The sequence below is a fragment of the Microcoleus sp. F4-D5 genome (genome assembly GCF_036704885.1).
In the GTDB taxonomy this organism is placed as follows: Bacteria; Cyanobacteriota; Cyanobacteriia; order Cyanobacteriales; family Microcoleaceae; genus Microcoleus.
In genome coordinates, this window is the sequence record NZ_JAUBSX010000087.1 from 12,029 (window position 1) to 30,756 (window position 18,728).

Below are 18,728 nucleotides of genomic sequence, written 5' to 3' on the forward strand. Positions count from 1 at the left end.
TCGGAAGCTAATTGCTGTTCCAAAGAGGCGATCGCGCTTTCCCGTTCGCTCAACTGCTGCTGTAAAGCTTCGTAACTTGCTTGCAGAGAATTGGGCTCTATGCTTACCTTTTCCGATAGAGTTTCTGCCGTTATAGCGTCAACAATTTCGCTTTCTTCGGCTGTTTCCCCTTCAAATGGGGATGCCTCTATCTCCGTTGCTTCACCTTTTTTCCAAGTGACACTAACTTCCGTCTTGTCCTTAGAAATATCCAGAGCGCCTTGTGCCAAGCGCTCTAGGAGTTCAGATCTTGATATTCCGAGCTTTCGAGCGATCGTGTTCAATCGATCGGCACTAGAAGGAGTCAGCGAAAGTCCGACTTTGACTTTGCTTTCTGAATTGGAACTAACTACATTGCGATTTTTTTTGACCATTGGCATTTTCCTCATGCCAACCTACACTTATTAGTATAGTGGCTGAAGCTTCTGTTAAAATTAATTCTTGTTACTTACCAATTGTGGCAGCTTCCGTTCCAAATCGAACAAAAAGCCGTGAATGTATTCTTCTGTCCATTCCTCGCCGTAGAAGCGCTTAAACATTCCCCGGGCTGGGTCTTTTTCGGCACGATACCGAAGATAGCGCATTTGTGCTTGTAAAATACTATCTAACTTTGCGCTATCTGTCACCGGTTCGGCGCGATCGACCAAATCTAAATAAGCAGCCAGATAGTCTTTGAAAGCTGCAAAAACGCGAGTTTCCACAACTTCCGTTTCCTTGGGGCGAGTCCACAGAAACGCCGGTGAGAAAAACTGCTTCGCTTCTTCCGGAAAGTCCCCACCCCAAGGAAGGTGCGGTTGATGAGCTTGAAAAATTGGTTCGATCGGCCTAGTATACTTAGCCTCGTACTCAGCGTCACCGCCAAACAGAGGCTGCATATCCAAAGCAATTAAATGGCCGCCGGGCAGCGTTACCAAATCCGCGCCAAAAAACGGCAAATCAAAGTTAAGATTCGGGAAAATCACAAAATTCAAAACTTGCAAGCTGCTGCCGCCTTGGACGTGAGCCGCCCGAATTTGCCGCAGTTTTGGGGATGAAAAAGCGTAACTTGTCGTTACGATTTCATCTTGGTTTTTCCCTTTCCCGACTGTAGCTTGCTTAAGTTCAAATCCTTCTGGAATCGGGTAATCCTGTAAGTCTAACCGATTTTTCATCAGAGCGATCGCCGCATCTAAAAAAGGCTGATAAAGAGTCATGTCTATTTGAGATTTTAGATGAGACTTCTTCAATCCCTAAGTTTCTAATCAGGACTTTAGTCCTTCTTCCTAGGCGCGCAGTCAGGACTTTAATCTTTTCTTTCTAGGTTTTCAGTCAGCACTTTAGTCCTTACTCACCTTAACTTTAATGACTGAAGTCCTTACTGCGAACTTGCTTTTTTGAAAAATCACTGTACGTTTAGCATTCATCGCGAGTTCGCAGTAACAGCTAAAGGCACAGCATCTTCAAACAAAAATTCGTAAAGAAATTTCTCAGCCCATTCGTGACCGAAATAACTGCTGAACAAGCCCGAAGCCGGGTCTCTATCTGCACTGTACTGGTCGTAATCTTTTTGAGCTTTTACGATGCGCTGGATATCTTCTGGGTCTGTCAGCGGTTGTGCTGACGACAGCATTTTCCAGTACAAATCCAAATAGTCTTTAAAAGCTGGATATACCCGATTTTCTACAGTTTCCGCATCTGTTTTGGCGAACAGCAAGTATTTAGAAAAATACTGATTGGCGTCATAAAATTTCATTTCTAAATTTTGGGCCAAATCGTCGTACTTGTCGCGAAGCGATTGTAGAGGTTGAACGTATTTTGCTATATAAGCCTCATCTCTAAATAGCGGCTGAAAGTCGAGAACTACCAAAATTTTCTTCTTGCCGAAAGACAAGAGGTCTATTCCCAACAGCGGCAAATCGTAATTGTGACTCGGATAAATCACGCAATTAAAAACTTGAGCAGATTCACCAGCATCGATGTAAGTGTAGCGGATTTTTCGCAATTGCGGGCATTCGTAACACCAACTGCGGATAGTAGCTGGGGTTTTGCCGCGCTCGCTGACATTGACCTCCAACCCGGAGGGAATGGGGCGACTTTGCAAATCAAACCTTTGAAACAGCTCTTGCTCTAGGTATTCCCGAAAAGGCTGGTACATGGCGAATTAACTGAGATGGCAAAACTCTTGAGATCGTATAGGATGCCGATCGCGCCCGTCTCGTTTATTAGAAACAAAGCAACAATCCGTAATAATCAACAGCTAGGGGATGGGGCTGGCGCGATCGCGCTAATCTAGGGCAGGTGTAAGGGCGACAAGCTTCTGAAGTTAAAAACCAGCCTCTTCCCCAGCGCTGTTTCATTCTCAGCAAAGGCGTTGCATAATGGCGGGATGATTTTCATTAGATTTCTTGCAAAAATAGCTGGGACGGGCTCTGGAGCCCGTCCCACAAAAAGTTTTTTCTCTTGTGGGACGGGCTCCAGAGCCCGTCCGAAAATTTGATCGAAAGGACTTTTGCAAGAAATCTAATGAAACAGCCCCGGCCCCTTCCCCTCGTTTTAAAGCGAAGCTTCCAAAGTCGCACCTGCAACTCGAAGATCTCGATCTTTTGCCAAATAGCTCACAGCAGCGCGAGCTTGAGGATGGTCAAATTTTCTGAGCGCGCGCGCCACCCGCAGCCGAATTCCCCAGTAATCAGCGCTCACCAGAGCTAATAATTGCTGCAAAGCCTCTTCTTGCTTCACCGTATTTGCCAGGAGACCCAATCCGTCAATTGCCACTTCCTGAACCGGCAAATCTTCGCCGACTAGACCGATCGTACAAATTTCAAATACTGCCTCCGGACACTGCATTTCGTACAGCGGAGCCATGATACTGCGGCGCACGAGCCAATTGTCATCGCGGCGAAAAGCTTCCACTAAATGAGAAATCGCCTCGGTTCCAAACACTGACAAAGAGTTAGCCGCTTCCGCCCGCACGTTCGGATCGCGATCGAACTGCATCATTTTCAACAGCGCCGCAAAAGATTCCGCAGTTTGACTCTGCCGCAATCCCATCGCCACGAACGATCGCACCATAAACTCCGGATCGTCCACTTTGCTCAGCAACATCGGTAGCGCCACCGCAGAATCGCACTTTCTCAGAGCCGTTACCCCCCGCAGCCTGTCTTGAGAATCAGAACTTTCCAGCGCTGTTTGGATTTCGCTAATTTCCATAAGCCAAATTAAAATATATTTTTGTTACTTTTCTTTACAATTTTAGCAAAAATTGCCGGATTTTGGGAAGATTAAAAAAAATTCACTTATTAGATTATGTCTGCAAATTTAGAGGCTCAAACTTCAACACCAGAGGAAGTTCAGGAAGTAATTGCTGAGTTGGAGAAATACCGGCAACGGCTGATCGACGATACCCTGGAAATGGCGAAAAAGGTAAAAATGCCCAAGCAAGCAGTGATGAAGCAGTTGGAAAATCATCCAGATATAGTTTACATCGACGGGGCGCTAGCGAATTTGCGAGCGCAACAACCTTCCTAAAAACGAGATTAATTGCGGTCTTGTAGGGTGTTTGTTTTTTTTTAGTTTGTGTTTAATTGTACAGTTTTCTTGCCGCCGAGCTCCTCCCTAGTCCCGCGACTTAAGGGCAGGGCTCTTTCATTATCGGGAAAACCGCTGTTAGACTCAAGTCCCTGTTTCAAAACTCAATTCCTCGCTATGAGGACGATCGATTACCGCATTACTTTGACTTTCTCAGCCGTTTGAAGACGACTTCAACAATCAGCTAGGGACTTGTCTGACAGCGCGTTTCAGGAGAATGAATCAGCCCTGCCCTCACCTTAATAAGGGGGAGACAAGAGCACTCAAATTCGGTCTTATTCAGGGAGATGCCAGGGATCTCCAGACTCAGGTACAAGGGAGATTTCTGAGGGGTTTTAGGTAATTGTTGACACCAATGTGCCAAGAGTGCCTAGTGCCTGCCCCTCCCCACCAAGGAGGGAAACCGCGGGGGTATTGCCCCTACAGGCATTTCAGGGTTAGGGAAAACCGCGGGGTGATTGCCCCCTACAAAGAATGAAACAGCCCGGATTTCTGGGAACAAAATTCCAATTTGAAGTTCATTGAAAAGTTGGGGGATTTAGAGAAAATCCAGTCGATCGCAAACATTCATAAAATTGCTCCGATCGCAGAATCTGGAAAGTTCACTGATTCTCCACTCTTAACAGTACAATTAGTATAATTTTTAAGAAATTTCCCATTTCAATCTTATCCCCCTCTAGGAAAAGGGGAACTCTAAAATAAGAATTTTAAAAATTCTTGAGCGCACCGGCCGAGTTTGTGTAGAGATTATATCGGCAGGTAGATGACTAATTATTCATTTTGATATATTATATGTATAATATATCAAAAATAATTTCATTTCAATATAACTATAATACGCAGCCCGGAAGGTAGCTGCTAGAAAAAATGAGTCAGAATAAGTATTCCAAGAAATCTCAACCTAAATCTGGTATCAAAACTGCTCAAAAGCAGCAGAACAATCAAAACGACTTATTTCCTGTAGTCGGAATAGGAGCATCTGCTGGTGGATTGGAAGCCTTTATGCAATTACTGAGCCATTTGCCGATCGATACTGGCATGGCGTTTGTAATAATTCAGCATATGTCGCCGCATCAGAAAAGTGCGTTGAGTGTGATTCTGGCTCGATCGACCCTGATGCCCGTGCATGAGGTGACAGATGGGATGTTCGTAGCACCGAATCAGGTATACGTCATCCCCCCGAATTTCAGCATGACCATCGCTCGATCGCTGCTGAAGCTAACGCCTCGGGGCAGAGGACGCGGGGTATTTATGTCCGTCGATATTTTTCTGCTTTCCCTCGCCCAAGAACTGGGGAACAAAGCCATCGCCGTCATTTTGTCGGGGGGCGACGGCGATGGTGCCCAAGGGTTAAAAGCGATTAAGGCCGCGGGCGGTATTACTTTTGTCCAATGTGAAAAATCGGCACAAGTTAGCAGTATGCCCAACACTGCGGCGGCTACGGGTGAGGTAGACTTTATCTTGCCACCGGACAAAATTGCCCAGAAAATAGGAGAGATCGGCGGTCATCCCTACATTGCCGATCGGTCTTCGACAGAACCGACAACCAGCGAAGATGCGATCGACAGTAAAGATGCGATCGCCATTATCTACAGTTTGCTGCGGGCGGCTACAGGAGTTGACTTTACTTACTACAAGCAAACCACCTTGAAGCGGCGGATAAATCGGCGGATGTTGCTCTACAAGAAGGAACGGATCGAAGATTATGCCGCATATCTCCAAAAAACCCCGGCAGAAGTAACGGCGCTGTATCACGATGTCTTAATTCACGTTACCAGCTTTTTTCGCGACCCCGAAAGCTTTGATGCCTTAAGCAGCAATGTTTTTCCCGCAATCGTCAAAGATAAATCCCCGAAAAAACCGATCCGAATTTGGATTGCCGGCTGTTCAACGGGTGAAGAAGCTTACTCGATGGCCATCTGCTTGCTAGAGTTTTTAGCAGCTCGATCTGCTAACCTGCCGATTCAAATTTATGGGACGGACATCAGCGAAAATGCGATCGCGATCGCCCGCACAGGCATTTATACCCAGGCACAAGTCGCCGATATTTCACCCGAACGCCTGCATCGGTTCTTTGTCCGAGTCGAGGGCGGATACCAAATCGCTAAGCCCGTGCGCGAACTCTGCGTCTTTGCCAGACAAAACCTGATCGCCGATCCGCCATTTTCCCGGATGGATTTGATTACCTGTCGGAACGTGCTGATCTATCTGGGACCGCAGTTGCAGAAAAAACTGCTGCCAATGTTGCACTACGGGCTTCAGTCCGGGGGCTTTTTGCTGTTAGGCACTTCGGAAACGGTAGGTGAGTTTTCAGAATTGTTTGCACTATTTGATAAAAAGAATAAAATTTATAGTAAAAAACTGCTATCGCATTGGCTCAGCATGGATTTAAATGCTAGCAACTATTCTCTGACAGCCCTCAACCTTCCGCCGCAGCAGACGGAAAGCTGGAACGAAATCGAAATAGAGAAACAAGCCGATCGCATTGTTTTGAATCACTATGCCCCTGTTGGAGTCGTGATTAACACAGCCAGCGAGATTCTGCAATTTCGAGGACAGACGAATCCCTACCTAGAACTGGCTCCCGGTAAAGCGAGCTTTAGCCTGCTGAGAATGGCAAAAGAAGGATTGCGGGTGGAACTGCGAACAGCAATTCAAGAAGCCTCACAGCAGAAGCAGCCGATCGCGCGGACAGGCTTGCAAGTTAAAGAGGGCGAGATCGTCCGGCAGGTCGGAATTAATGTGATTCCATTCCAAGCCGGCGCTATGGCAAAAGACTATTTTTTGGTGTTGTTTCAACAGGAGTCTCCGATGTCTGGAAAGCCCGCTGCTGTCGAAGGTAGAGTCAACTCCGATCCTTCACAGGGTGAAAGTCAGGAGGTTGCAAGGCTGCTGCAGGAACTGAAAACCACAAAAGAACATCTCGGAGCGATCGTCCAAGAACATCAAGCCGCCAATCAAGATTTGAGAGCCGCCAACGAAGAGATTTTGTCGAGCAACGAAGAGTTGCAAAGCATGAATGAGGAACTCGAAACGGCGAAAGAAGAGATTCAAGCAACCAATGAAGAACTCAACACGATTAATGACGAATTGCAGCGGCGCAATGTTGAATCGACTCAGGTAAGCAACGATTTAGAGAATCTGCTCGCCAGCATCAATATTCCGATCCTGATGCTGGGAAGCGACCTGCGAATCCGCCGGTTTACTCCCGCAATTCAAGGTATTTTCAACTTGATTTCTACCGATGTCGGGCGGTCTTTGAGCGACATCACTCACAAGTTGATAGTACCGGACTTAGAGCAACTGATTTTAGACGTGATCCGCACGCTCAATTTGAAAGTTCAGGAGGTTCAAGATCGAGACTGCCATTGGTACGATCTGCACATTCGACCCTACCGGACGATCGACCACAAGATTGATGGGGCTGTGCTGATGTTGGTGGATATCAACGAGCTCAAAGTGAGCGCCCAGCATTTGACAGAAGCGAAAAATTACGCCGAAACGATCGTGGAAACCGTGGTGCAACCGTTGCTAGTGCTGGATCTCGACCTGCGGGCGCTCACTGCCAACCGTTCTTTCTACGAGACGTTTCAGGTGATTCCGAGCCAAACTGAGCACCGCTCATTCTTCGATCTGGGTAACGGACAGTGGAATATTCCCGAGTTGCGATCGCTCCTGACAGAAATTCTCGCAGGAAATCCCCAGTTTCAAGATTTTGAGGTCGAGCATGACTTTGAACACATCGGGCATAAAATAATGCGACTCAATGGGCGCAAAATGCCTCCGATCGGCGATACACAGATGATTCTGCTGGCGATCGAGGATATCACCGAGCAAAAACAGTTCGAGACAGAACACCGCCTCCGGATGCAAGAACAAGCGGCTCGTGCGGCTGCTGAGGATGCCAACCGCGTCAAAGATGAGTTTTTGTCCGTCCTTTCTCACGAACTGCGGACGCCGCTCAATGCGATGATTGGCTGGGCACAGTTGCTGCGCGTGAAAAAATTTGACGAGGCTAAAACCGAGGAGGCGCTAAAAACGATCGAGCGCGCCGCCAAAGCACAAAACCAGCTCATCGATGACATCTTAGACGTTTCGCGAATTACCGCAGGCCAATTTCAGCTCGATACTTCTGAACTTGAGCTCGATCCACTGATTGAAAATGCGATCGCGGTGATTCGTTTCGCAGCAGAAGCCAAAAACATTCAAATTGAATCCAGGCTAAGTCCTTTAAAACCAAAGATTTTGGGCGATCCCAGTCGCTTGCAACAGGTGGTGTGGAATCTACTTTCAAACGCGATTAAATTCACCCCAGCCGGAGGAAGAATTGACATCGCATTAGACTACATTGATGGCATGGCTCAAATCCAAGTTAGCGATACTGGTAAGGGGATTCAGCCTGATTTTCTCCCCTATGTGTTCGATCGCTTCCGTCAGGCGGATAGTAGTTACTCTCGCAGAGAGGCTGGATTAGGGCTAGGACTTTCGATAGTCCGTCATTTAGTAGAGCTCCACGGCGGTACTGTTAGTGCAGCAAGTTTGGGTGAGGGACAAGGGGCAACGTTTACCGTGAGGTTGCCGCTGCCAACAGATATCCCCGAAAGTTCGACGCTGAAATCTGGCAAAGACATAACTGAATCGGAATAATTATTAATGATGCTATCAGCATCTTTTTCTATGCCAGAAATCGAAACTTGCTCTTTAGAATTATGAGGAAACGGCGCAGTGCCGTGTCCTGACTGTGGGTAGTATTAATTCCGATGCTACCGGATTTGAGATAATTTTTGGATAACAGTCAAAATTTAAACAATATTTAATTAGCCTACTCCGGATTGAAGTAAGTTTTGGGTTGCATCGGCATAATAAAGTCGAGTCAACAGCTAACAATCAACTATTCAGTTTTCCGACCCCGAGTCAACAATCATTTCGCTCGTGCAACCGGAATTAATATAACTTGGTTTCGCGTGATGGCGATCGCAATTGCGGTAAACTTCAAATATGCCATCTGCGAGTAATTACCGATCGATCTTTTGTCTATGACTCTCCAATTAAGCGAAAAAGCCAAAGAATTAATCCCGAAAGCCCGAATTGTCAGCTTAGCCGCCTGGGAAAATTCCCACTCTCCAGCAGAAATCCAACTCTTTCAGGCTGCTGACGATGCAGGCCGCTATCTCACCGATGAAGATTTACAACAACTTCACTCATCCGAACCAACATCGATTAGTAATGCCAAGTTCCTGCGCGACAGTGCGGCGGATATCGTATCCGAAGCCCGGGAACGAGTTTTAGCCGAATATCCTAATATTGCTCAGCCGGGAGGCGACCTTTATCCCCCAGCCAGGGCTGAAGCTTGTTGGCGAGATTTCTGGCATTTTCTCCGCTGCATTACCTATGGAATTGCGGGAAATACCGCCGAATTCACCAGCGATGAAGGACTGCATTACATGAATTTGCTTTATCAAGAATTGGGCGTTCCTTTGCCGGCAATGGTGCTGGGTTTGGAAGCTATCAAAGGCGCTAGTTTGAAGCGGTGCGATTCGGGCGATCGAGAAAAATTAGCCCCTTATTTCGATCATTTGATTGAAAAGTTGAGCCAGTTTAGTTGACATTAAAGTCGAGGGTTAATTAAAGCGGGCTTTAATATCAAAATCGGCGATTTAATTGCTGCTAGACAAACCCAGTCTCAGCCAGGAGAGCGCGACTAAGAAATCAAGCGGTTATTTAAGCCGAATTTTGCATTAAGAATGTGCACCCTCTTGATAGGAGTCTGTACAGGCAAACTTTGTTTGTTTGGAAGTGATTTAAACCGCCGATTGTTGACAATAATTGGCTGGGATCGGTGCAAAATACAATCGGTTTTCACCCGCGATTATCGGAGATGAAAACCAAATTTACCGCCTTAATTCTCCCGCGCGTAAAACCCTAAATGATTGGAAATAGGACGTTCCTGCATGGGGATTTTATTCTGAATCGGAGCATTCAACAGTTTCGCTCCTGACGGCGATGCTACTGCAAAAGTTACCGATCCGCCACCATCTAAATTTAGCACTGTGTCGGCTCCCAACTGCATCGAAATGTCAGTGATTTCGCTCAGTTTCAAACCTTCGCTGTAAAGCCTCTGCTTGCCGTCTGCCAGAATCAACCACAACTTTTCGCCTGTTTTGTCGATCGCCGCGACTGCACGGGGATAGGGTCGATCCTGTTTGCGTTCTTCCTGACTTGGTGTTACGGGTTTGCCATTTTTCACCAGCAAAATATCTCCGGCAACTGCATGGGCTGTTCCCGGAGGACAAGTGCCGTTTTCGATTATTTGAGCGCGGTTTGTGGCATCAAAACAAAGGGCCGGAAAGTTTGAGTGCGGTTGAGAATAAGCTTGGCTTTTGGCAATGGCGTGTCCGACATTATTTACTCGATCGCCGCTGCGGGGATAGTAATCCCAAGGTGTTTCCTCGATGCAGGGATAAAAAAAATTGGCGTTGACTGCTAATTGCAATTTAAATTCTTTCAGGAATTCAGTAGCGGTGCGGGCATTGGTTTCTGTTAAATCGGCTGTTGGGTTTCCGGGAGTGACAAAAATTCCTATTCCCGGCGCTTTTAGGTCGATGCTAACAATGTGAATTAGGGTAGGACGGGGATCGGGCAGAAATTCCCTGCGGTAGGCTATTCCTTGAAAGAGCGATCGAGTTTCGTTTGTTTGTTTGGGACGCAAAAAGTAGGGAATGTTGTAGAGTAGTATTGGTGCGAGCAATATTCCGAGACCGATGATAGGCGCAATTTGTTTGATATTGGGCGCAGCAGTTAGTTTCATTTGGTGAAGCAGATTTTTTTTACGAACCGCGAAGAAGGGAAGGACACCAAGCAAGAGAAGAGAGAAAAGAGAAGAGGGTATATTCACATTTTTTGAAATATGAATTATTCTGATTCCAATAATTTTAGCAATCAAATTTTACGAAATCGATCGTTTCGAGGACAAGTTCTTAACGGCGCTGATTTCAGCGGTGCGGATCTTCGAGGCTGCAATTTTAGAAATGCTCAGTTAGCGGGTGCGAATTTTATCGGTGCGAAAATCGGGCTTTCTCGGCGACAGATTGCTGTTTTGAGTGCTGGGGCGATGGCGGTTTGTTTGGTTGTGGGCGATGTTCTGACTAGACTGATTTTGGGAACCCAAGGAGAAGTACCGGAGTCTCGCAGTTGGCCTTTTGTTCTGTTGCTGTACGGGGTTTTGAGCGCTGCTGGCTTAGCTTCGGCGATCGCCGGCAAACAGCCAGAAACCTCAAAAGCGGGTAGATTTGCACGAACAATTTCTGCTATTCTATCAGGAGCTTTGTTGGGATTTTTCTACGCTGGCACTGCCACTAATAAGAATTCCCAGGCTGCTATTGCTGGAATGGCGATCGGCGGGGTGTTAATGTTTTTTGTGAGTTCCCGGACTCGCAGCCAATTTGCAAAGGTGGCGATCGTATCGGCTGGAAGTGTGGCGACTTACGCAGCGGCTTTTTTGTTCAGTGCAACGGCCAGCGCTTTTGTCAGCACTCACAAACTGTTTTGGGGTATGTGTTTCGGTTTGCTGTCGCTGCTTTATCTTTGGTTTGCGTTTGTGTCTTTCTCTGCTATTGTTCGAGAAATTGGCAATGCTGAGGGTACTTCCTTCACAGGGGCAAATCTCACTGATGCTAAGTTCGATATGAATTGCATCAATCTAAAATCTAAAATTTAAAATCTCAAATCCCATGACTGACATTCAAACAGCAATCGATCCTGCAGAAAGCGACGCTGTGCTGCAAACGGTGAGGGAGCAAATGACCCTCAAAACTTTCAATCCCAACGATAGCGAACTGCTCAAAAAGATGGTCGAATGTATGGGAGATTCGCGGGGAATGGTGAGGCTGAGTTTAGCCGAAACTCTCGGCTCAATTGGCAAACCTGCAACTCCTTTTTTGCTGGAAGCTCTAGCACATCACCCCAACCCAGTCGTGCGTAGAGCCTCTGCTAAAACGCTGACTCTGATTTGCGATCCGATCGCCCTTCCCACCCTGCTAGAAGCTTTTTTGCACGATGAGGATACCGTTGTCAACGGTTCTTCGGTGGCGGCCCTGGCCAAGTTGGGCGAACCGTCAGTACCGCATCTGTTGGAAGTCTTAGCCTCGCCCAAATATTCAGAAAATACCAAAGGACACGCGGCTTGGGCTTTGGCATTTATTGGATCGAAGGCGAAAGAGTCTTTGTATCGAGAAATCTCCTCGGATTCGGTTGAGGTGCGGGCTGCTGTCGTGGGGGCGATCGCCAAAATCGCTCAAGAAGAACCCGAAGAAGCTGCCTTCAACTTGTTAGTTAATGCTCTCACAGATGCTGCTGAAACCGTCCGCCTCGAAGCAGCATCGGCTTTAGCAAATGCTGCTTACAAACCCGCGATTCCCAACCTCGTCGAGTTGCTGCACCATCCGAGTTGGGAAAGCCGAAAAGCGGCGGCTTTGGCATTGATGAAAATTGGCGTTAGCGAAAATCCGCCGGAGTTTTCTGTTGTTTTGGAACCCCTGGCATCTGCTTTGAATCAGGAGTCGGAATCGCAAGTGCGGCAGGTGATTCAGTTGGCGATTTCGCAGATTGAGAAAAAGTCGGAGGAGGAAGAGTGGGATTAAAGACAAAGCCTGCGGTTTCTAACCGCGCCTGCACAAACCAAACCCACTCCAAGTGGGTTAAAAGAATCTTTACTCGATCGGCTCTTGACATTTCCCGATCCAAATGAAAGCACAAGCATAGTAGCCAATCAAAGCACAACCACAAGCAGAGGCAACCTATCTGTCACAAAACAACGAAAACAAATTCAGGTAATCTCGATTCGCAGCCTCGGTAATGACGGTGCTGATTATCTAGATGTCCCAAATCAAGTTGATAATGGATCGCAAAGCATTTGAGGTATTTATTGAGTAATGTTTAGTGCCACAATTGTGGTCGGGATCGGTAGACGTGAATTGATAATTTACCCGCGCATAAAGTAGATTCAATTACATCGATGATTGAATCTGTGGGTGCTTCTATTTTATGTTTGTCCCCATACTCTCCTGATTTTAATCAGATTGAATTATGGTGGTCGCAACTTAAATCTTGATTGCGACAGTTTTCACCAACCACCACTAAAATGGTTGATACGATAATTGCTCTGGCTCTTGATTTAATTAATCCGAAACATCTCAAGAACTGGTGTACTAATTGCTGCTACTGTACCTCATAACATCCGGAAGTGCTGTAAGAGCGATAATCACACGATCGCATTAAAAGTCTAAAAGATTGGGTAGCCAGTGCTCGTATGCCTTCCACCTGGATTAACTTGGAGGCTCTCTAGAAGGCTGCCCGGGAACTACTCACTCGACTTGGCAACATCATGGCATTAAAAAAAGCAGTCTTTTTAGACAAAGACGGAACCTTAGTGGTCGATGTCCCCTGCAACGTTGACCCGAAGAAGATTGTCCTAGTGAGTAATGCAGTTGCGGCATTACAACTATTATCGGAACTTGGCTACAAGTTGTTAGTCATCACCAATCAATCGAGTATAGCGCGGGGTTATTTTTCTGAACAAGAGCTAATTTTGTACCTACACGAACTTGATACCCTCTTTAGGGAGAGTAACATTATTTTAGATGGGTTTTACTACTGCCCTCATGATAAATCAGCAGATTGTGATTGCCGCAAGCCGAAGCCAGGAATGATTCAGAAAGCAGCTCGCGAGCATGGTATTGATTTAGCCGCGTCTTGGTTCATTGGCAACACCCTGAACGATGCTGAAGCGGGTTATCGGGCAGGATGTCGAACAATTTTGATTGACGACGGCAATGAAAAATTAGGGGAGTTTAATCGCGACATCTCTGCGCTTTGCAGCAGCCAAGAGCGCATCCCTCACTACATTGTTCCCGACCTCTACAGCGCCTCACACATTATCAACAGTAAAAGTAATTCATTGTGACTCTGGGTACGGGTCGGTTCGAGCGGTGTGGTGTCTGAGGTTGTGAATGGGAAGCGGGCGATTAGCAAGGCACAAGCTAAGGCTCTGGGTGATTATTTTAAAATCTCACCGAGCTTGTTCATTTAATTGAAATGCGTGCAGTGCACACCCTACTTTTGAATAGTAATATAGTTTCCGGTAGCGTCGGAATGATACCGAGAACAGGGCGCCGTGCCGTGTCCCTACCCCGATTAATTGTAGGGACACTCTTGCTCTCGCGGTGTCCTGACTGCGGGTAATATTAATTCCGATGCTACCGGAGTTGGTATAAGCGGCGCATTTCGCACCATCCATTTATATATTATACTGTTACCAATTACTAATTGTTTGTTACAAAATGAACAGCGATCGCCTGAGTGAAATTGAAAATAACCTGCGCGCGCCAGCACTGAATGTGCGCAAAAACGCCTTGGACGAACTTGCAGAAATCCCCGCCGATATCGCTGTCCCAATTCTACAAAAACTAGCCAGGGAAGAAAATTTTGCCCTGCGCCGCCTTGCCGTCATGGGCTTGGGAAATCACCGCAGCGAAGCATCTTTTCAAGCTTTGCAACAGACGATCGCACAAGAGGCAGATGGTAATGTAATCGCTGAGGCAGCTAATTCTATTTTTGAATTTGGCGAGCCAGCAATTCCTATACTTCAACAGCTATTCGAGATTTCCGATAACTGGTTGGTTCGTCAAACGGTAATCTCTTTGTTAGTGGAAACAGATCGCTTTGATGTATTGTTGACCCTCGCAATAGCAGCCCTCAAAGATGAAACGCAAACAGTTAGAGAAGCTGGGATTCTTGCTCTCAAAAAAGTATTAAGCTCGCCTTTGAAGGATGAAGCTTTGAGCGTGTTAACAATTATGGCCCAAGATTCATATTGGCGAAATCGGTGGCGGGCGGCGATCGCCCTCCACGGTACTCAAGACTCTCAAGCTAAGCAGTTGCTGTCCCAACTGCAGCGGGACGAGCATTGGAGGGTAGTCGCCGCAGCTTTAGAAGGCACATTGGCAGAAAAATGAGGACAACCCAGCAGCGAGCACGATCGACCCCATCGGGTCAATCAACCATACATATGATTTCGCAAATGCCGACGAACTAAGGAGGGGCTTCGTCGCAGCCCGAAATCCTCCCAATGCCGGATGCCGGATGCCCCATGCCCCAGAGAGGGAAATGTTACAGATTATTACTTTGTTTCTAATAAATGAGACTGGAAGGCCCGTTGTCTTTTATGTTCAAAGTCGACTTGTTAAATAACAAGATTTCTACCTTTTATTCACAAGGAGAGCTCAATGCTAGACGCATTTTCCAGAGCCGTAATCACGGCAGATGCCAAGACCGGTACTATTGGTGGCGCTGAACTCGCTGCACTCAGAAGTTTTATTGCTGAAGGCAACAAGCGCTTGGATGCAGTAAACGCGATCGCCAGCAACGCTAGCTGCGCAGTTTCCGATGCCATCGCAGGCATGATCTGCGAAAACACTGGCTTGATTCAAGCTGGTGGTAACTGCTACCCCAACCGCCGCATGGCTGCTTGCTTGCGCGATGGCGAAATCATCCTGCGCTACGTTACCTACGCCCTGCTGGCTGGTGATGCTTCCGTTTTGGACGATCGTTGCTTGAACGGCTTGAAAGAAACCTACAGCGCTCTGGGCGTCCCTTCTGGCTCCTCAGTCCGTGCAGTTCAAATCATGAAAGCGATCGCCGTCGCCCACATTACCAACACTAACACTGAAGCTAATGCAGGCAACCGCTTCCGCAAGATGGACGTAGTTCAAGGTGACTGCTCCTCTCTGGCTTCTGAAGCTGCTAGCTACTTCGATCGCGTTGCTTCTGCTCTGAGCTAGTTAAAGCAGGCGAATAGTTACTGGCTCCCTTGCCAGTTGAATTGAAACAAACTGTCAAAAATCTATTTCTGGAGATCTCAGAACATGAAATCAGTAATCACCACAGTAGTTTCGGCTGCTGATGCTGCGGGGCGTTTCCCCTCCTCCTCTGACTTGGAGTCCGTTCAAGGAAGCATTCAACGCGCTGCTGCTCGTTTAGAAGCTGCTGAAAAGCTGGCTGCTGGAATTGATGCAGTTGCTAAAGAAGGCTACGATGCTTGCATCAAAAAATATCCTTACTTGAACAACGCTGGCGAAGCCAACGAAACTCAAGTCAAGAAAGACAAGTGCCTGCGCGACATCAAGCACTACCTGCGCTTGATCAACTACTCCTTGGTAGTTGGCGGCACCGGCCCTCTCGATGAATGGGGTATTGCCGGTCAACGCGAAGTTTACCGCGCTTTAAACCTGCCTACAGCTCCTTACGTTGCTGCTTTGGTGTACACCCGCGATCGCGCTTGCGCTCCTCGCGATATGTCTCCTCAAGCATTGGTTGAGTTCCGCGCTCTCCTTGACTACACGATTAACTCTCTTTCCTAGAAAGTTCGATCGCATAATTGACGGCTAGGTTGGACGCAAGTTCGATCGGTCGTAGGGGGACTCTTGGGACGCTGCGAAAGCCTAAATCGGGTTTAGTGTCGCGCTAAGAGTCCCTTAACTATGGGAAGATTACAGTGGTAATAGATAATTGGTACATTGGTGGTAATAGATAATTGGTACATTGGTGGTAATAGATAATTGGTACATTGGTGGTAATTGGTAACGGGGAATTGGTAATTGGTAATTGGTAAATGGATAAACGTTTTTTTAATTTATTTAATCTGACAGAAGAACAGGCGATCGCCATTTTGGAAACGCCGGCGGACAAACTAGAGGACCCTTACGACCGCTACATTGCAGCCTCTCATTTAGTAAATTTTTCTACAGAACAGTCGATTGCTGCCCTGATTGGGGCCGTGGAAAATGCCGACCAAAACCTAGACAATCGCGCAGTTCGCCGCAAAGCATCAGAAACCTTGGGGCGCTTGCAGGCAAAAGTTGCACTAACATCCCTCCACTCTTGCTTGGATGACGATGACTGTTACGTGGTAGAAAATGCAGTCTGGGCGATCGGGGAAATCGGCACGCAAAATCCAGATATTTTAGAAGATATCGCTCAACTCCTAGACAAGCCCGGTCAAAGTTATCGGGTAATTATTCAGGCTTTGGCAAAGTTGAATTACACAGCAGCACTCGATCGAATTCGCAAGTTTGCAGACTCAGAAGACGAGATGATTCAAGGTGCGGCTATCACCACCACCTGCAAGTTTTCAGGGGATTACTCGCAGATGTCGCGCGTGGTTGAAATGCTGCAAAGCATCAATGTTAACGCTCGCCGCAGCAGCATTCAAGACTTAATTGATGCCAAATATTACAAAGCAATTCCTGAAATTTCCCGCTGTCCGGTGTCAGTGGTTTTTCGCCTGCGGGCTGTGCGGATGCTGGCGAGTGCCGGCATACCGGCGGGAGAGATTACTTTTGCAGAAATTGAACCGATTCTCGATCGAATAATTTACGATCGACCCGACGACCTCGATTTAGTGCACGAATACGACAAACTGCCAAGCCTCGAATTTGCAATTAAGGAACTCTACGAAACCGATTTTGGGCGCTGTTATCTGGCAACCAAAACCCTCCTAGAATCCTACAAAAATGAAGCACCGGAGGCATTACTTGCAACTTATGCAGAATCAGCGTACAACGATTACGGGGCGCACTATCACGTCATGAAACTGCTCGGCTGGCTCAAATACGCCCCTGCTTTCAACTTACTAATAGAAGCGCTGCACAACCGAGAACCGCAGTTTCAAAAATCCCGCGCCGCCGCAGCCATCGCCCTCGGCGAAATAGGCGACAAGCGGGCTATTGGGGAACTCAAAACTTGCCTGGAAACTCCGATTTGGGATTTGAAATATGCTAGTTTGATGGCATTGGAAAAATTAGGAGACAACAGCGGCTGCGAGATGTTGGCGACCGATGAGGATTTGCTGATTCGGGCAAAAGCAGCGAGTTTAAGCGCAGCAATATTGTAATTAACAAACGAGATTTGTTAGTTACAAATTACAAATTACAAATTATTGAGATTTAACAATGCCTAAAGAAGAGTTGTTCCAACAGCTAAAACATCCAAATCCGCACCTGCGGAAGCGGGCAATGAGCGAATTAGCAGAAACCCGCGACGAAACCACTATTCCCCGCTTGATGGGAATTTTGGATGAGGAAGATGTCGTTTATCGCCGATCGGCAGTACAAGTTTTGGGCATAATCGGTGCTGAGGCTGTACCCCCGCTGGTAGATTCTCTACTCAATAGCGAAAATGCCACGATTCAGGCGAGTTGTGCCAAGGCATTAACGGCGATCGCTGTCAACTATCCAGATCTAACTTTTCCCGAACTCGGAATGCAAGGGCTGCAAAAAGCACTCAGCGATCCGAATCCGGTCGTTTACATTTCCTCTGTTATGGCCCTCGGACAAATTGGCTTGCCGGCGTTGGAAATCTTGACGGAGGCGATCGAAAATACTGACAATGTTGCCTTAGCTGTGGCGATAACAGGTGCATTGGCTACGATTGGAGGTACAAAAGCGAAGCAGGTGTTGGAGGAGGTGGCGGCTAATCCCGATGCCGATCCTTACATTCGCGAGTCTGCTGAAAGTGCTTTGTCTCGGTTGCAGCAGGTAAGTCAGTGGAATTCCGGCGGTTAGTTGTAGTGAGTGCGATCGCTCATTCATTTAATATAAGTAACCGGATAATCAGGCTTAGCTGGATTCGGAATTAATTGCTGATTTGTACAGTAAACCAAAAAATTTAAATTCTCTAAACCAACCTGACCACTCAGCTTCAGGCCGCGACAAGCGTCGCCAAACCATTACAGACTAGCGTTTTTGCTCGCTCGATCCATCATCAAAATTTGAACTGGTTGACAAAAGTATCTCAAAACGAAAAAATTACACAGTTGTGATAAAAAATAAGTGTGATAAAAAACAAGGGTCTCGCTAATACCCCAAGACCAAAATCAATAATATGTTACCATCCTTCTATCGCGATATCCTCGAAAAAAATGTTACTCCAGCACAGTTACTTACCCTGAAGATGTTCGCGCGTCTTGTTACAATCTCAGAAACAAGTCAGGTTGACACTCCCTGTGCTGAAGCAGCAGGGATTCTAAAGAAACTACCAAAAGGTAATTCTTGAAGGCGCTGTCAAAA

The 18,728-nt window shown here is 46.9% G+C and carries 17 protein-coding genes; 12 read left to right on the forward strand and 5 right to left on the reverse strand.

What is annotated here, in order from left to right; all coding sequences use genetic code 11:
- The 4 genes from QUA80_RS28015 to QUA80_RS28030 all read right to left on the reverse strand — a co-directional run.
- The coding region (locus QUA80_RS28015) for a ribbon-helix-helix protein, CopG family (protein WP_333428244.1) at positions 1-413 on the reverse strand (413 nt) is incomplete at its 3' end.
- Between the two features lie 60 nt (positions 414-473).
- Positions 474-1,232 (reverse strand): phycoerythrobilin:ferredoxin oxidoreductase, encoded by a 759-nt coding sequence (locus QUA80_RS28020; RefSeq protein ID WP_333428245.1) that lies wholly within the window; start codon positions 1,230-1,232, stop codon positions 474-476.
- A 206-nt stretch (positions 1,233-1,438) separates the two neighbouring features.
- On the reverse strand, positions 1,439-2,173 hold the full coding sequence (locus QUA80_RS28025) for a 15,16-dihydrobiliverdin:ferredoxin oxidoreductase (protein WP_333234885.1): 735 nt from the start codon (positions 2,171-2,173) through the stop codon (positions 1,439-1,441).
- A gap of 398 nt (positions 2,174-2,571) precedes the next feature.
- Positions 2,572-3,228 carry a HEAT repeat domain-containing protein gene (locus QUA80_RS28030; RefSeq protein ID WP_333428246.1) on the reverse strand — a complete coding sequence of 219 codons (657 nt, stop codon included), beginning with the start codon at positions 3,226-3,228 and terminating at the stop codon, positions 2,572-2,574.
- A gap of 96 nt (positions 3,229-3,324) precedes the next feature.
- Here QUA80_RS28030 and QUA80_RS28035 point away from each other — a divergent pair, with 96 nt between their 5' ends.
- From QUA80_RS28035 to QUA80_RS28045, 3 genes are all read left to right on the forward strand, one after another.
- On the forward strand, positions 3,325-3,546 hold the full coding sequence (locus tag QUA80_RS28035) for an acetyltransferase (RefSeq protein WP_333428247.1): 222 nt from the start codon (positions 3,325-3,327) through the stop codon (positions 3,544-3,546).
- Positions 3,547-4,473: 927 nt separating this feature from the next.
- On the forward strand, positions 4,474-8,253 hold the full coding sequence (locus QUA80_RS28040) for a chemotaxis protein CheB (RefSeq protein WP_333428248.1): 3,780 nt from the start codon (positions 4,474-4,476) through the stop codon (positions 8,251-8,253).
- 389 nt (positions 8,254-8,642) lie between these two features.
- The gene (locus tag QUA80_RS28045) at positions 8,643-9,212 is read left to right on the forward strand and encodes a phycobilisome protein (RefSeq protein WP_333428249.1); all 570 of its coding nucleotides are present in this window, start codon (positions 8,643-8,645) and stop codon (positions 9,210-9,212) included.
- Positions 9,213-9,505: 293 nt separating this feature from the next.
- Here the strand turns inward: QUA80_RS28045 and QUA80_RS28050 are convergent, their stop codons facing one another.
- Positions 9,506-10,414, reverse strand: coding sequence for a phosphodiester glycosidase family protein (locus QUA80_RS28050; RefSeq protein WP_333428250.1), 909 nt, complete (start codon positions 10,412-10,414; stop codon positions 9,506-9,508).
- A gap of 99 nt (positions 10,415-10,513) precedes the next feature.
- Here QUA80_RS28050 and QUA80_RS28055 point away from each other — a divergent pair, with 99 nt between their 5' ends.
- From QUA80_RS28055 to QUA80_RS28090, 9 genes are all read left to right on the forward strand, one after another.
- On the forward strand, positions 10,514-11,323 hold the full coding sequence (locus QUA80_RS28055; RefSeq protein WP_333428251.1) for a pentapeptide repeat-containing protein: 810 nt from the start codon (positions 10,514-10,516) through the stop codon (positions 11,321-11,323).
- A 13-nt stretch (positions 11,324-11,336) separates the two neighbouring features.
- On the forward strand, positions 11,337-12,245 hold the full coding sequence (locus QUA80_RS28060; RefSeq protein ID WP_333428252.1) for a HEAT repeat domain-containing protein: 909 nt from the start codon (positions 11,337-11,339) through the stop codon (positions 12,243-12,245).
- Between the two features lie 332 nt (positions 12,246-12,577).
- Positions 12,578-12,715, forward strand: coding sequence for a transposase (locus tag QUA80_RS33985; RefSeq protein ID WP_445302301.1), 138 nt, complete (start codon positions 12,578-12,580; stop codon positions 12,713-12,715).
- 273 nt (positions 12,716-12,988) lie between these two features.
- Positions 12,989-13,567 carry an HAD family hydrolase gene (locus tag QUA80_RS28065; protein WP_333428253.1) on the forward strand — a complete coding sequence of 193 codons (579 nt, stop codon included), beginning with the start codon at positions 12,989-12,991 and terminating at the stop codon, positions 13,565-13,567.
- Positions 13,568-13,943: 376 nt separating this feature from the next.
- Entirely contained in the window at positions 13,944-14,618 is a 675-nt protein-coding gene (locus QUA80_RS28070) for a HEAT repeat domain-containing protein (protein WP_333428254.1), read from the forward strand.
- A 270-nt stretch (positions 14,619-14,888) separates the two neighbouring features.
- Positions 14,889-15,443, forward strand: a complete 555-nt coding sequence (locus QUA80_RS28075) for a bleomycin hydrolase (protein ID WP_333428255.1) — start codon at positions 14,889-14,891, stop codon at positions 15,441-15,443.
- An 84-nt stretch (positions 15,444-15,527) separates the two neighbouring features.
- The gene (locus tag QUA80_RS28080) at positions 15,528-16,022 is read left to right on the forward strand and encodes a bleomycin hydrolase (RefSeq protein WP_333428256.1); all 495 of its coding nucleotides are present in this window, start codon (positions 15,528-15,530) and stop codon (positions 16,020-16,022) included.
- 251 nt (positions 16,023-16,273) lie between these two features.
- A complete protein-coding gene (locus QUA80_RS28085; protein WP_333428257.1) occupies positions 16,274-17,554 on the forward strand; it encodes a HEAT repeat domain-containing protein in 1,281 nt (426 codons plus the stop codon).
- A 58-nt stretch (positions 17,555-17,612) separates the two neighbouring features.
- A complete protein-coding gene (locus tag QUA80_RS28090) occupies positions 17,613-18,224 on the forward strand; it encodes a HEAT repeat domain-containing protein (protein ID WP_333428258.1) in 612 nt (203 codons plus the stop codon).
- Positions 18,225-18,728 lie beyond the last annotated feature (504 nt).